Source organism: Zunongwangia mangrovi (assembly GCF_900112105.1).
GTDB classification, from domain to species: Bacteria; Bacteroidota; Bacteroidia; order Flavobacteriales; family Flavobacteriaceae; genus Zunongwangia; species Zunongwangia mangrovi.
The window spans coordinates 109,299-122,826 of the sequence record NZ_FOKV01000001.1 but is presented as its reverse complement, the minus strand read 5'-3'; the positions used below and the strand labels follow the sequence as shown (position 1 = coordinate 122,826).

16 protein-coding genes are annotated in these 13,528 nt (G+C 36.3%); all 16 read left to right on the top strand.

Features of this window, described 5'->3' with window-relative positions; translation table 11 throughout:
* Positions 1-5: 5 nt before the first annotated feature.
* Positions 6-386: a glycine cleavage system protein GcvH gene (gene gcvH, locus BM201_RS00490; RefSeq protein WP_092539444.1), complete on the top strand. Its 381-nt coding sequence runs from the start codon at positions 6-8 to the stop codon at positions 384-386.
* Positions 379-765, top strand: coding sequence for a VanZ family protein (locus BM201_RS00485; protein WP_245758540.1), 387 nt, complete (start codon positions 379-381; stop codon positions 763-765). Before gcvH ends, BM201_RS00485 begins: the two co-directional genes overlap by 8 nt.
* Before the next feature lie 62 nt (positions 766-827).
* Positions 828-1,550 carry an energy transducer TonB gene (locus BM201_RS00480; protein ID WP_092539443.1) on the top strand — a complete coding sequence of 241 codons (723 nt, stop codon included), beginning with the start codon at positions 828-830 and terminating at the stop codon, positions 1,548-1,550.
* A gap of 108 nt (positions 1,551-1,658) precedes the next feature.
* Positions 1,659-3,776 (top strand): gliding motility protein RemB, encoded by a 2,118-nt coding sequence (locus tag BM201_RS00475; RefSeq protein WP_092539442.1) that lies wholly within the window; start codon positions 1,659-1,661, stop codon positions 3,774-3,776.
* 88 nt (positions 3,777-3,864) lie between these two features.
* Complete coding sequence (gene cyoE / locus BM201_RS00470) at positions 3,865-4,767, top strand: heme o synthase (protein WP_092539441.1); 903 nt, start codon at positions 3,865-3,867, stop codon at positions 4,765-4,767.
* On the top strand, positions 4,758-5,339 hold the full coding sequence (locus BM201_RS00465) for a cytochrome c oxidase subunit 3 (RefSeq protein WP_092539440.1): 582 nt from the start codon (positions 4,758-4,760) through the stop codon (positions 5,337-5,339). The genes cyoE and BM201_RS00465 overlap by 10 nt, the downstream gene beginning before the upstream one ends.
* Before the next feature lie 47 nt (positions 5,340-5,386).
* Positions 5,387-6,367: a cytochrome c oxidase subunit 3 gene (locus BM201_RS00460; protein WP_092540549.1), complete on the top strand. Its 981-nt coding sequence runs from the start codon at positions 5,387-5,389 to the stop codon at positions 6,365-6,367.
* A 20-nt stretch (positions 6,368-6,387) separates the two neighbouring features.
* Entirely contained in the window at positions 6,388-6,753 is a 366-nt protein-coding gene (locus tag BM201_RS00455) for a cytochrome C oxidase subunit IV family protein (protein ID WP_092539439.1), read from the top strand.
* A gap of 84 nt (positions 6,754-6,837) precedes the next feature.
* Complete coding sequence (locus tag BM201_RS00450) at positions 6,838-7,485, top strand: hypothetical protein (protein ID WP_092539438.1); 648 nt, start codon at positions 6,838-6,840, stop codon at positions 7,483-7,485.
* A gap of 24 nt (positions 7,486-7,509) precedes the next feature.
* Complete coding sequence (locus BM201_RS00445) at positions 7,510-8,250, top strand: SCO family protein (RefSeq protein ID WP_092539437.1); 741 nt, start codon at positions 7,510-7,512, stop codon at positions 8,248-8,250.
* On the top strand, positions 8,247-8,786 hold the full coding sequence (locus tag BM201_RS00440) for a DUF420 domain-containing protein (RefSeq protein ID WP_092539436.1): 540 nt from the start codon (positions 8,247-8,249) through the stop codon (positions 8,784-8,786). Before BM201_RS00445 ends, BM201_RS00440 begins: the two co-directional genes overlap by 4 nt.
* 12 nt (positions 8,787-8,798) lie before the next feature.
* Positions 8,799-9,038, top strand: a complete 240-nt coding sequence (locus BM201_RS00435; RefSeq protein ID WP_245758539.1) for a hypothetical protein — start codon at positions 8,799-8,801, stop codon at positions 9,036-9,038.
* A 106-nt stretch (positions 9,039-9,144) separates the two neighbouring features.
* On the top strand, positions 9,145-9,846 hold the full coding sequence (locus BM201_RS00430; RefSeq protein WP_092539435.1) for an ABC transporter ATP-binding protein: 702 nt from the start codon (positions 9,145-9,147) through the stop codon (positions 9,844-9,846).
* Positions 9,839-11,086 (top strand): ABC transporter permease, encoded by a 1,248-nt coding sequence (locus BM201_RS00425; RefSeq protein WP_092539434.1) that lies wholly within the window; start codon positions 9,839-9,841, stop codon positions 11,084-11,086. The genes BM201_RS00430 and BM201_RS00425 overlap by 8 nt, the downstream gene beginning before the upstream one ends.
* Positions 11,087-11,098: 12 nt before the next feature.
* The gene (locus BM201_RS00420; protein WP_092539433.1) at positions 11,099-12,361 is read left to right on the top strand and encodes an ABC transporter permease; all 1,263 of its coding nucleotides are present in this window, start codon (positions 11,099-11,101) and stop codon (positions 12,359-12,361) included.
* 33 nt (positions 12,362-12,394) lie between these two features.
* Entirely contained in the window at positions 12,395-13,513 is a 1,119-nt protein-coding gene (locus tag BM201_RS00415; RefSeq protein WP_092539432.1) for an efflux RND transporter periplasmic adaptor subunit, read from the top strand.
* Positions 13,514-13,528 lie beyond the last annotated feature (15 nt).

The following is a 13,528-nucleotide window of genomic DNA, read 5'->3' as shown; positions in this document are numbered from 1 at the left end:
TAACTATGAATATTCCAGAGGATTTAAAGTACACCAGAGACCACGAGTGGGTTAAGATCGATGGCGACATTGCAACTGTAGGGATTACAGATTTTGCACAAGGTGAATTAGGAGATATTGTTTACGTAGAGGTAGAATCTGTAGACGAATCTTTAGAGCGTGAAGATGTTTTTGGAACCGTAGAGGCGGTAAAAACAGTTTCAGATCTTTATTTACCATTAACAGGAGAGATCGTTGAATTTAACGATAGTCTTGAAGATGAGCCTGAAAAGGTAAATAACGCGCCATATACAGATGGGTGGATGATCAAGATTAAATTTGCTGAGATCGCCGAGCTGGAAGACCTTCTTACTGCGCAGGAATATAAAGAGATCATTGGTGGTTAAGCTTGCCTTTTCTCTGGCAGGTCTATATACGGCTACGCTTACGTTTTTTTCTTTATATAAGATCACGCCTAAAGTAGAAATGGGTGATTTGACTATAGGGGACAAAATTTTGCATGTTTCGGCTTATTTTGTTTTATTTTCTATTTGGAAACTATCTTTTTTTCTAAAAGCAGAAAATAATGTATCTTATAAGTCGATTATAATTAAAATAGCTGTTGCTTGTATTGCTTTTGGTATGTTAATTGAGGTATTACAAGGAACACTTACCAGTTACAGACAACCAGATTGGTTAGATGTAATTGCAAATTCAACTGGTGTTTTAATAGCATCAATCCTTTTTTTAACTTTTGAGAGGCCACTTAAAAAGGTTAAAAACTGATATTTATTTAATTTTTTGGAAAAAATATTTATTTTAGCAAACCTTATTAATCATTAACCATTATGGAACCTAAGAAAAATCCGAAAGCAGATTTATCCAGAAGAAGCGTATTGTTTCTTCAATTAGGTCTTATATTGGTTCTTTTTGTTACCTGGCAGGCTATTGAATGGAAGACTTATGAAAAGTCTGATATTGATACCGGAATGGTGCAGATGGATCAATTAGAAGACGAAGAAATTCCAATTACCGAAATGCAAAACACTCCGCCACCACCTCCACCGCCACCACCGGCACCAGAGGTTATCGAAGTTGTGGAGGATGAGGAAGAAGTAGAAGAAGATGAGATCGAATCTACAGAAACCAGCCTTGACGATATCGTGGAAGTAGAGGAGGTTGTTGAAGCGCCTGAAGAAGAAGAGGTAGCAGACGTTCCTTTCGCGGTTATCGAAGATGTACCAATCTTCCCAGGATGTGAAAATCTTAAAGACAACGACGAGCGTAAAGCTTGTATGAGTGAAAAAGTAATGAAATTTGTACAAAAAGAATTTGATACAGATTTAGGAGCTGAGCTTGGTTTATCAGGTATTACTCGTGTAATTGTTCAGTTTAAGATTAACAAACAAGGTAAAATTGCTGAAGTTAGAGCTCGTGCACCGCACCCTAGATTAGAGCAGGAAGCAGCGAGGGTAGTTAACAAGCTACCTAAAATGCAACCAGGTAAGCAAAGAGGTAAGCCAGTAGGAGTTGTATACTCTTTACCAATTACTTTCCAAATTCAAGACTAAGGAAATAACATATACTTTTTTTAGAAATCCCGGTTTTTACCGGGATTTCTTTATTTCAGTATAGATGTAAAAAGTGTATCTTTCGGCCCGAATATCTATTACTCTAGTATGAAGTATCTTCTACTTCCATTTTTTTTATTATCAGTTTTTTTAGGACAAGCGCAAAATGCAGAAGTTTATCCTGTATTTCCAGAATGTGAGTCTGTAAGCTACAATGCTTCGGAAGATTGTTTCAAAAATAGCCTTATAAGCTATATTGTTGATCATTTTCAGGTTCCTTCAAATGTCTTAGCTAGTAATTATAGTGGCGAGATCGCTGTAGTTTTTGAAGTAACTAAAGCGGGTACTTTCAAATTAATGTATGTAAATGCTGCCTACGATGAGTTGAAAGATGAGGTAGCCAGAGTGTTTGAGCTACTTCCGGTAATTCAGCCTGCGAGATATAATGCGACGCCAACCTATATGCAATTTAGGTTACCTATAAAAATACCTTTAGAAAGAAACGAAATTCAGGATTTGGAAGATTTTTCTTCAGAAGAAATAAATAGGTCTGAAGTAACGAGATCAAAAGATTTAGAAGACAATCAGTTGATCCTAGCGGCTAACGAGTACGACTCTATTCAAACTAAATTGTTTACTAATCCGCGTTATGAAAGCAGTATAAATATTCCATTATCACATGAATATTATTCCAGATTCGATGCTGCTTTAAATCAGGTAGGGACAAATAATCATACGGCATCTAAACCTTTGTTATTTAAAGATGTTTCAAAATATTATGATCTGAAAGCTGATGCTCAGCGTCTTCATCATAACCGAAGAACGCTCGTAGGTCGTAAAATATGGAATGAGCATACGGTAAGATTTCAAAACGAAGATTACTGGTTTACCTTCGATTTTGCATTAGATCTTCAGCTAGGAAAAGATTTTGGAGATACTAATGCAGATTATACCTATAATAATACAAGAGCTGCTATTTTCCAGGGAGGATTAGGTGAAAACTTTAATTTCTACACTGTGGTTTATGAAAACCAGGGTAGATTTGCAGGTTATTTTAATAATTGGGCAGAATCTATAAGGCCAGATGGTGGTGATCCAGCAATCATTCCTTCAAGAGGAATTGCAAAGCCATTTGGCGAGGATGCTTATGATTATCCGGTAGCCGAAGGTTATTTGTCTTATAGTCCTTCAAAATATTTTAATATTCAGTTTGGTCATGGTAAAAACTTTATAGGCGATGGGTATCGATCTTTACTGGTAAGTGATGTTACTTCTCCTTATCCTTACTTCAAACTAAACACCACATTTTGGAAATTGAAGTATACCAATACTTGGATGTCCATGAGAGATGTGAGACCAGAAGTGACCGGCGACGGAAGTTTCAGAACAAAATATATGGCTAATCATTATTTAAGTCTCAATGTAACTAAACGACTTAATATTGGTCTTTTTGAATCGGTAATTTGGGAGAATGACAATAACCGAGGTTTTGATGTTAACTATCTAAATCCTGTTATTTTTTACAGGGCAATAGAATTTTCTACAGGAGCCAGAGGTGGTAATGCATTAATTGGATTGAGTGGAAAGTATAAAATTAGTGATCATTTAAATGCTTATACTCAGGTTATCATCGATGAATTTTCCAGCAGTGATATCTTCGGAGGAGAAAAAAGCTGGAAGAACAAATTAGGTTATCAGGTAGGGCTTAAATACTTCAACGCATTTAAAGTACCCAATTTATTTCTTCAGCTAGAATATAATCAAGTACGTCCTTATACTTATTCGCACAATACCGAGGTTTTAAATTACGGCCATAATAATCAATCTTTAGCTCATTTGTGGGGGGCAAACTTTAGAGAAATAATAGCGATAGCCAGATATAAAAAAGATCGTTGGTATGGAACTGCTAAATTTATTTATGGAAAGCGTGGTTTTGATTATGATAACGATCCTTTTTCTTACGGAGGAGATATTTATCGAAATTATGAAGATCGTCCTTTTGATAATGGCGTGGAGATTGGCCAGGGAAATACAGGGATTTCATTTTTTGGTCAGGTAGAAGCAGGATATATTATTAATCCAGAGACCAATCTAAAATTATACGGAAGCTTTATTTATCGTAATATGAATACCGATGTGAATACAATAAGTAGTTACGATATATCTACTTCCTGGTTAAATTTTGGTATTCGTACAGATATTTTTAATTGGTACTATGATTATTAGCAAAAGCAGCAATTTAAAATTAACAATTGTACGGCCTTGCCAAAACCTAATTAAGGAGTATCTTTGCGCCAATTGTAAAAAATAATTTTTGAGTAGCGCACGCGTACATAATTCTTCCCCTTCGTTATTATCAGATTTTAAGGAAATAACAAAAATGCGCTTAGCAATTAGCGTAGTTTTTTCTTCTGTTGCGGGTTATTTTTTAGGTGCTGAAACGGTAGATTTTGTTGTTGTGCTCTTATTAGCTATAGGCGGATATTTTATGGTTGGTGCATCAAATGCCTACAACCAGATCATCGAGAAAGATCTTGATGCCTTAATGGATAGGACTAAAAATCGTCCTGTGCCTTCTGGGAGAATGTCGGTAACTACTGCATTTATCATCGCAAGTGTTTTTACAGTCTTAGGTTTGGTAGTGCTTTATATTATCAATCCTAAAACAGCAATGTTTGGTGCGATAAGTATCTTTTTATATGTAAGTATTTACACGCCATTAAAAACAAAAACACCACTTTCTGTATTTGTGGGAGCTTTTCCGGGAGCAATACCTTTTATGCTAGGTTGGGTTGCCGCCTCTGGAGATTTTAGTATAGAGCCAGGAACTTTATTTATGATCCAGTTTTTTTGGCAATTTCCTCATTTCTGGGCTATCGGATGGTGGTTGTATGATGATTACAAAAAAGGAGGCTTTTTTATGCTTCCCACCGGTAAGAGGGATAAAGGAACTGCGATTCAGGTGATTTTGTATACGATATGGACCATTTTGGTCTCTTTGATCCCTGTCTTTGGAGTTACAGGAAGATTATATCTTACTCCGGTTTCAGGAATAATCATCTTACTTTTAGGGCTTGGAATGCTCTATTATGCCATTAGGCTTTTTAAATTGAAAACAGCAAATGCCGCCAAGAAATTGATGTTGGCTAGTGTTTCATATATTACTTTATTACAAATAGTTTACGTGTTGGATAAATTTATTAGAGAATGGATTTAACAAAAGGAAGCGAACAGGAGAGAAGAGATCGCGCAAAGAAAATGATGCTGTGGTTTGCGATCATAAGCATGGGGATGATGTTTGCCGGGCTTACAAGTGCTTATGTGGTAAGTAAAACAAGACCAGATTGGCTTACAGAATTCGAATTACCGCAGTCTTTTATGTGGAGTACTGTCGTAATTATAATTAGTAGTGTTACTATGTTTTTTGCGAAAAAGAATATTATATTAGGAAACAGAAAAAATGGTACTGCTTTTCTGCTGGGAACTCTTATACTTGCTTCGTTGTTTGTAGTGTTTCAGTTTCAGGGTTTTGCAGATATTGTTGATGCTGGTTATTATTTTACAGGTAGTGAGAGTACGATCACAACAAGTTTCATTTACGTTCTTGTTTTGGCTCACTTAGCCCACTTAGCGGCGGGTTTAATTGTGCTTTTGGTCTTAATTTATAATCATTTTAAACAACGATACCATAAGGGGCAAACACTTGGATTAGAGCTTGGTGCAACATTTTGGCACTTCCTTGATGTACTGTGGGTTTACCTGTTTTTCTTTTTATATTTCTTTAGATAATAAAAATGCGTATTTTTGCGCAGCACTTAAATTAAATGACTTCTTCTATGGACGCTACTGTTGTTAGAACAGGCACCGAAGGTAAAACTTGGGGCGGTGGTAATCAGCCACTTGGAGCCAGCTATGGTAAGTTGATGATGTGGTTCTTCATCCTTTCCGATGCACTTACTTTTACAGGATTTTTATCGGCTTATGGTTTTTCAAGATTCAAGTTCGCAGATTCTTGGCCAATACCCGATGAGGTTTTTAATCACTTTCCATTTTTACACGGGGTAGATGCACCAATGTATTACGTTGCATTGATGACCTTTATTCTTATTTTCTCTTCTGTAACGATGGTGTTAGCGGTAGACGCTGGTCATCAAATGAAACAGGGGAAAGTAACCACCTATATGTTCTTAACAATTATTGGTGGTCTTATTTTCTTAGGTTCTCAGGCCTGGGAGTGGAGCAACTTTATTTCAGGAGAATATGGTGCGCTAAAAACAAAAGGAGGAAAGATCCTTCAGTTTGTAGATGGTGAAGGACATCGAGTAGCCTTAGAAGATATTGCTGTGATTCAGGAGTCTGAAAGAACTACTCATAGAGAAAATACCGGTGTTTGGTTTGAAGGAGGTTCTACAGTTTCAGAATTTACTTTAGAAGGAATTAAAGAAGGATTTGCTGCTAGTGACGATCTTTATATTAGAACATTAGATTTTAATGAAGAGGGAGAAAAAACGATCCTATCTAGAGAGGAATCTCAAAATTGGTTAGACAATAATGTTACTGGTATCGTAGAAGGAGCTAATCTTACCGAGAATGAATACGGGCCTCCGTTATTTGCAGATTTCTTTTTCTTTATTACAGGATTTCACGGTTTCCACGTTGCATCTGGAGTTATAATTAATATCATTATTTTCTTTAATGTTATTTTAGGTACTTACGAGAGAAGAGGAAGCTACGAAATGGTAGAGAAAGTTGGTTTATACTGGCACTTTGTAGATTTAGTATGGGTATTTGTATTCACGTTCTTTTACCTTGTTTAATTTTTTGAATCGAAGAAATTATGGCACACGATAGCACAGCACATCAGCACGAATCAAGTACAAAAAGAATCTGGCAGGTTTTTGGGATTCTTTCTATAGTTACTATTGTAGAAGTTGTTTTGGGGATTTTTAGACCTCCATTCTTAACAGAGACTTCTATCGTAGGAATGCACTTGCTAAACTGGATTTTTATTATTCTTACATTATACAAAGCATATTATATAGCCTGGGCTTTTATGCACATGGAGCATGAAACTAAGGGTCTTCGTAGAGCTGTTGTGTGGTCTGGAGTATTCTTAGCGATCTATTTGATCTTCATCTTACTTACAGAAGGAGATTATATATACGAGGTTTATAAAAACGGGTATATTGCCTGGGATTTTTAAACTATACAAAAGTTAAAAGATTAAGAAAAGGCGGTTTTGTAAAACCGTCTTTTTATTTTTGTACTCCTTTTCTGAAACGGTGTTATGAAGAAATTTTTTGTACTCACAGTACTTTTTGCATTGCCGATTGTTGCTTATCTTTTTTTTGCATCGGGTAAAAATAACTTTGCCAGATTACCAATCTTAACCGAGAATATTACTGATGTTTCAGAGCTTTCCAGTTATGACGATGAACCAGTTTATCTTCAGGATCATATAAGCGTTGTTGCTTTCTTCGGAGAAGACTTAGAAAATTTAAAAGGTAATACCTTTAATCTTGATAAGAAGATTCTTGAAAAATATTACGGATTTGACGATTTTCAATTTGTAATCATATTGCCTGAAAGTGCTCGAGCCAATGCTGCAGATTTTGCAAAAGAGTTTGAAGGTATCACTAATGCACAAGAATGGAAATTCGTTTTTGGTACACCGGGCGAGATCCAGAATGTATTTGAGAGTTTTGATAGTCCCTATCAGCTTTCCGACAAAAACTACACTCCTTATGTTTTTATTGTAGATAAATCCAGAAATTTGAGAGGTAGAGATGACGATGAAGATGATGAAATTCTATACGGATACGACTCCAGAGATATTGCAGAGCTTACCAATAAAATGAATGATGATGTAAAAGTGATCCTGGCAGAGTACAGACTGGCTTTGAAGAAAAATAATGCAGGTAGAAAAAACAATTAAGCGAATTTTAGAAATTCAATAGTAATGAAAAAGAAATATTCATATGCTGGTCTAGGTGTTATCATTATAATCTTTGGGATTATTGTAATGCCTAAGATCTTTGATAGAATGAATAATGGAGAAGTTGTAGAAGGTGATCGTCTTAATAAAGAAGGTGCTAAAAGGCCTGAAAAAGAATCTCCAGAGGTTGGATACTTAGAGCTTAATGGCAAAAAAAGAAAAGCTCCAGAATTTGAGTTTATAGATCAGCATGGCGATACCATTAGTAATGAAGATTATTTAGGTAAGGTGTATGTGGTGGAGTTCTTTTTTACAACATGCCCAACAATTTGTCCTGTTATGAGCGAAAATCTTGTTGAAGTTCAGGATGAATTAGAAGAATTTAAAGATGATTTTGGGGTAGCTTCATTTACGATCGATCCAGAACATGATACGCCTGAAGTACTTGCAGAATACGCAAATCACTACGGAATAACCAATCCTAACTGGCACCTGCTTACCGGAGAAAAGGATAAAATTTACGAACTTGCTAATGCTGGTTTCCAAACTTATGCTGGTGAAGATCCAGATGTTCAGGGAGGATTTGTGCATTCTGGTATGTTTGCTTTAATTGATCAAGATGGATATATTCGATCCAGAAAAGATAGATTCGGAAACCCATTAATTTATTATAGAGGTTTTGTTAAGAGAAATAAGTCGGTTTTAGAAGGAGAAGAAGAACCGCAGATCGATATGTTAATTGAGGATATTAAGACGTTGTTGTGAAAAAAACATTAACAAAAACAGATAAGATCGCCATTCCGGTGATCATTGCGCTATCGGTATTAGTGCCTATCGTGGTATTAATTTTAATGAATTTACCCGAGCGTTATAATTTACTAGGTACCCAATCGGGAACCTTCCCATTATTCCATGCAGTACTTAATGGATCTACTGCAGTATTACTTTTAATGGGATATTTTTTTATGAAGATAAGAGAATACAAATTACATAGAAATGTAATGATCACAGCATTCGCTTTATCTGCTGTTTTTCTGGTGAGTTACGTGATCTCGAAGATAAGCAATGCACCTGTGCATTATGAAGGTGAAGGATTGCTGAAGTACATGTACTTTTTTATACTTATTTCTCATATAGCACTTTCAGCGATCATTATTCCGCTTGTGTTATTTACCATGTATCGCGGTTTAACAGCTGAATATGAAAAACATGCCAAAATCGCCAGGTGGACATTTCCAATCTGGTTATATGTGGCGATAACCGGTGTTTTGGTGTACATTTTTATGTATCCGTATTATTAAAATTGATTGAAAATGAAGAAGATTTTTAATGTAAAATCGGTTTTAGTCCTTTTAGTTTTACTTTTCATGCCATTGTTTGCAGATGCACAATGTGCGATGTGTAGAGCAGTGCTGGAAAGTGAATCTTCTCAAAATGCTGCGGAAGGGATTAATGACGGAATTCTTTATTTGATGGTATTTCCTTATCTATTAGTCGGCGGTTTAGGTTATTACATTTATCGCTCTTATCGAAAGAAGAAATACGAAGCTTAAACAGCTCTTTTTTAATAAACTTATATTTTTCCTGTAACATTTTTAGCTTTTTGAAGTCTTATGGATATAAGCAAGCATTTTGCTTTTAACCATCAGTCAAAAAGTTATGATCACAATTAAAGATTTGCATAAATCTTACAAAACGGGAAATAACTCACTTCACGTCTTAAAAGGAATAAACTTCAATGTTTCTGAGGGAGAACTTGTTTCCATAATGGGATCTTCAGGTTCTGGTAAATCTACGCTTCTAAATATACTGGGAATGTTAGATGAAGCCGATACCGGCTCGTATACTTTAGATGGTGTTGCCATTAAAAACCTGAATGAAAAGATTGCAGCTCGGTACCGCAATAAATTTCTGGGTTTTATCTTCCAATCATTTAATCTTATCAATTATAAAAGTGCGCTCGATAATGTTGCTTTGCCTCTTTATTATCAGGGTATGAAGCGTGGAGAACGCATGGATAGAGCCAAAGCTTATTTAGAAAAGGTAGGGCTGGCACAGTGGATGGATCATTTGCCAAATCAACTTTCGGGAGGGCAAAAACAACGTGTAGCCATCGCTCGCGCTTTAGCATCAGATCCAAAAGTCTTACTTGCCGATGAGCCAACGGGAGCCTTAGATACTAAAACTTCGTATGAGGTGATGGATCTAATTCAGCAAATAAATGATGAAGGCAGAACGATTCTTATCGTTACGCACGAGCCTGATATTGCTCAAATGACCAAGCGAATCGTTAACCTGAAAGATGGTTTAATTATCGATGATACTAAAGTTAACCAGGTAAGAGCTTTGCAAAATGTTTGATCTTGAACGTTGGCAGGAAGTTTTTGAAACCATTAGCAAAAATAAACTGCGTACATTTTTAACCGGACTTTCAGTGGCTTCAGGGATTTTTATTCTGGTGATTTTACTTGGGATTGGTGAAGGAATGAAGAACGGAATAGAAAGAGAGTTTCAGGGTGATGCCGCAAACGCCATTTATGTATATCCCGGTGTAACTACCAAAGAATATAAAGGCTTAAATCCTGGCCGTAGAATTCAGTTGAAAAACGACGATTTTGAATATACTTCCGCAGAAAATAAATCAGCATTAGAGTTTAAATCTTCGGTGTATAGGATTTATGGAGGATTATTAACCTACGAAAATGAATCTGGTTCTTATAGTGTAGAAGGAGTTTATCCAGATTATCAATTTCTGGAAAATGCTAGTATGGTTACTGGTCGATTTCTTAATTACAAAGACATTGAAGAATCTACGAAAATTGTGGTGCTAGGAAATCGAGTAAAGATGGATCTATTTAAAGATTCGAAAGATGTGCTTGGTGAGTATGTAGAAATTTCAGGAATAAAATTTCAGGTGGTAGGTGTTTATACAGATCCAGGAGGGGAACGAGAAGAAAGTCGAGTATTTGTGCCTATTACCACGGCACAAAAAGTTTTTAGCGGCGGTAATAATATTAATTCTTTAAGTTTTACACTAGAGCCAAAGGATACTTATGAAGAAGCACTGTTGGCATCTAACAATTTTACGAACAAAGTAGAAACCTATTTAAAAGGAAAGCATACAATAGCCCCAGGTGATAATAGCGCGGTGAGAGTAAATAGTAGGTTAGAAAATACTAAGCGATTCTACGATCTTATAGGGATGATAAAAATGTTCTTTTGGGGAGTGGGGATCTGTACGATCATCGCTGGTGTTGTAGGGGTAAGTAATATTATGCTGATTATTGTAAAAGAGCGTACCCGTGAAATTGGCGTTAGAAAAGCATTAGGAGCACAACCGCTTTCTATCATTGGGATGGTGCTACACGAGTCTATATTCGTGACTTCCTTTGCTGGGTTAACTGGCTTAATAATGGGCTTAGTACTTTTGGATTTTGTGGGGCCAATGATTCAAACCGACTTTATTTATAATCCTACGGTGAATTTTAAAGTAGCCTTATCTACTGTAGTTATTTTAATTGTGGCAGGAGCTATTGCTGGTTTCTTTCCCTCTTATCGCGCAGCGAGAATCAAACCTATTATAGCATTAAGAGACGAGTAAATTTTAAAGATCATGTTTAGTAGAGATCGCTGGGACGAAATTATAGAAGCTTTAACCGCAAACTGGTTTAGAACATTGCTTACCGCTTTTGGAGTATTATGGGGAATTTTTATTCTCGTTATTTTGCTGGCTGCAGGAAAAGGGCTTGAAAACGGAGTTAAGCAGGGCTTTAGCGGAATGGCTACAAATTCTATGTTTATGTGGTCACAAACCATCTCTAAATCATATAAAGGTTTACCTAAAGGAAGAAACTACAACTTTAAATTAGCGGATGTAGAAGCTATAAAAGAAACTGTTCCCGGTTTAGAGATCGTTTCTCCAAGAAATCAACTTGGTGGTTTTGGTGGCGCTAATAATGTGGTTAGAGGTTTAAACAGTGGTGCTTATAATGTCTACGGAGATTATCCTGAAATTATACGGCAACAACCTATGGATATTACTTCTGGTAGGTTTATAAACTATTCAGATATCGAGCAAAAACGAAAAGTAGCTATTATCGGTGAAGGTGTAAAAGCTGGATTGTATGATATTAATGAAGAGGTTTTGGGTACGTACATCAAAATTAACGGTGTTAATTTTATGGTAGTAGGAACCTACAAGAAAAAAGGAAGTGGCGGTAATGTAGAAGAACAGCAAAAGGAAATATTTGTGCCTTTTACTGCATACTCACAGGCCTTTAATATGGGAGACGTAGTTGGTTGGATGGCAATTACTGCAGATGACGATCATTCTATAACCGAGCTTAAAAGCAGCGTTTTTGATGTTATTAAAACACGACATAGCATTCATCCAGAAGATGATCGTGCGGTAGGGAATTTTGATCTTTACGAAGAATATAGCCGAATTAACGGTTTATTTATCGCACTTCGCCTAGTCGCCTATTTTGTGGGTACGCTGGTATTGCTTTCAGGAATTATTGGTATTAGTAATATTATGCTAATTGTAGTGAAAGAAAGAACTAATGAAATTGGTGTTCGTCGTGCTTTAGGAGCAAGCCCCTGGAGTATACGTGGGCAAATTTTGCTAGAATCGATCTTTTTAACCATTGTTTCCGGGATGGCAGGAATTATCCTTTCGACACTCGTTATTTACGTGGTTAACTCATTGTTAGATGGAATGGATACTTCAGAAATGATGTTTTTAAATCCAACGGTAAATATTGGGGTGGTACTAATTGCCTTAGCTATCCTTGTAATTTCAGGTTTATTGGCAGGCTTAATTCCTGCGCAAAATGCGATTAAAATTAAACCTGTAGACGCTTTACGAACAGAATAACAACTTTAGAACATAGAATAAACACAATCAAAAATGAAAAGAACAGTTACCATCGTTATTTTAGCCGTAATCTTTATTGGCTTTTTGGGTTCGCTGTATTATTACTTTCAAAAAGGTCAGGAAGACCCTGTGGTTTATCAAACCGAACAGCCTTCTGTACAAACCATCACTAAAAATACAGTAGCAACCGGGAATATCGTTCCGCTAGAAGAGATCTTAATAAAACCTAATATTAGCGGAATTATAGATGAAATTTATGTTGAAGCCGGTGAATCTGTAGAAGCAGGTGACCTAATCGCCAGGATTCGAGTGATCCCTAACGTAACTTCTTTGCAAAGCGCAAAAGATGCTGTGGCTACTGCAAAGATCAATTTAGATAATCAAAAGAAAATATTCGATCGCCAAAAATCATTATTCGATAAAGGCGTGATTTCAGCTAACGATTTTGATAATGCTGAAGTTGCCTACCAAAGAGCCGAGCAGAACTATAAATCTGCACAGCAAAATTTTGAGATCGTTAAAACCGGTACAACAAGCGGTATTGGTAGTGCGGCGAACACATTAATACGAAGTACGGTAACCGGGATGGTTTTAGACGTTCCTGTAAAAACCGGAAACCAGGTTATCGAATCTAATAACTTTAACGACGGAACCACGCTGGCCACACTTGCCGATGTGGATAAGATGATCTTTGAAGGAAAAGTAGACGAAAGTGAGGTTGGTAAAATAAAAGAAGGTTTACCACTTGAAGTAACCGTTGGTGCTATCGAGAACAAAACTTTTGATGCGGTTTTAGATTATATCGCTCCCAAAGGTGTTGAAGAAAACGGGGCTATTCAATTTGAAATTAAAGGAACTTTAGATAAAGCAGAAGCTACTTTTATAAGAGCAGGGCTTAGTGCTAATGCTTCGATCATTTTGGCGAAAGCAGAGGATGTATTATCAATAAAAGAAGCTTTGGTGCAGTTTGATAATGATACTCAGCAGCCATTTGTAGAAATAGAGACTGCAGATCAACAATTTGAGCGTAGAGATGTAGAATTAGGCGTTAGTGACGGGATTCACGTAGAAATTAAAGACGGGATAGCTAAAGACGATAAAATAAAGGTGTGGAATCAGCTAAAACCAGCTCAAAATTATGCTGCTAATTAATTTTTTGCAGTTTTT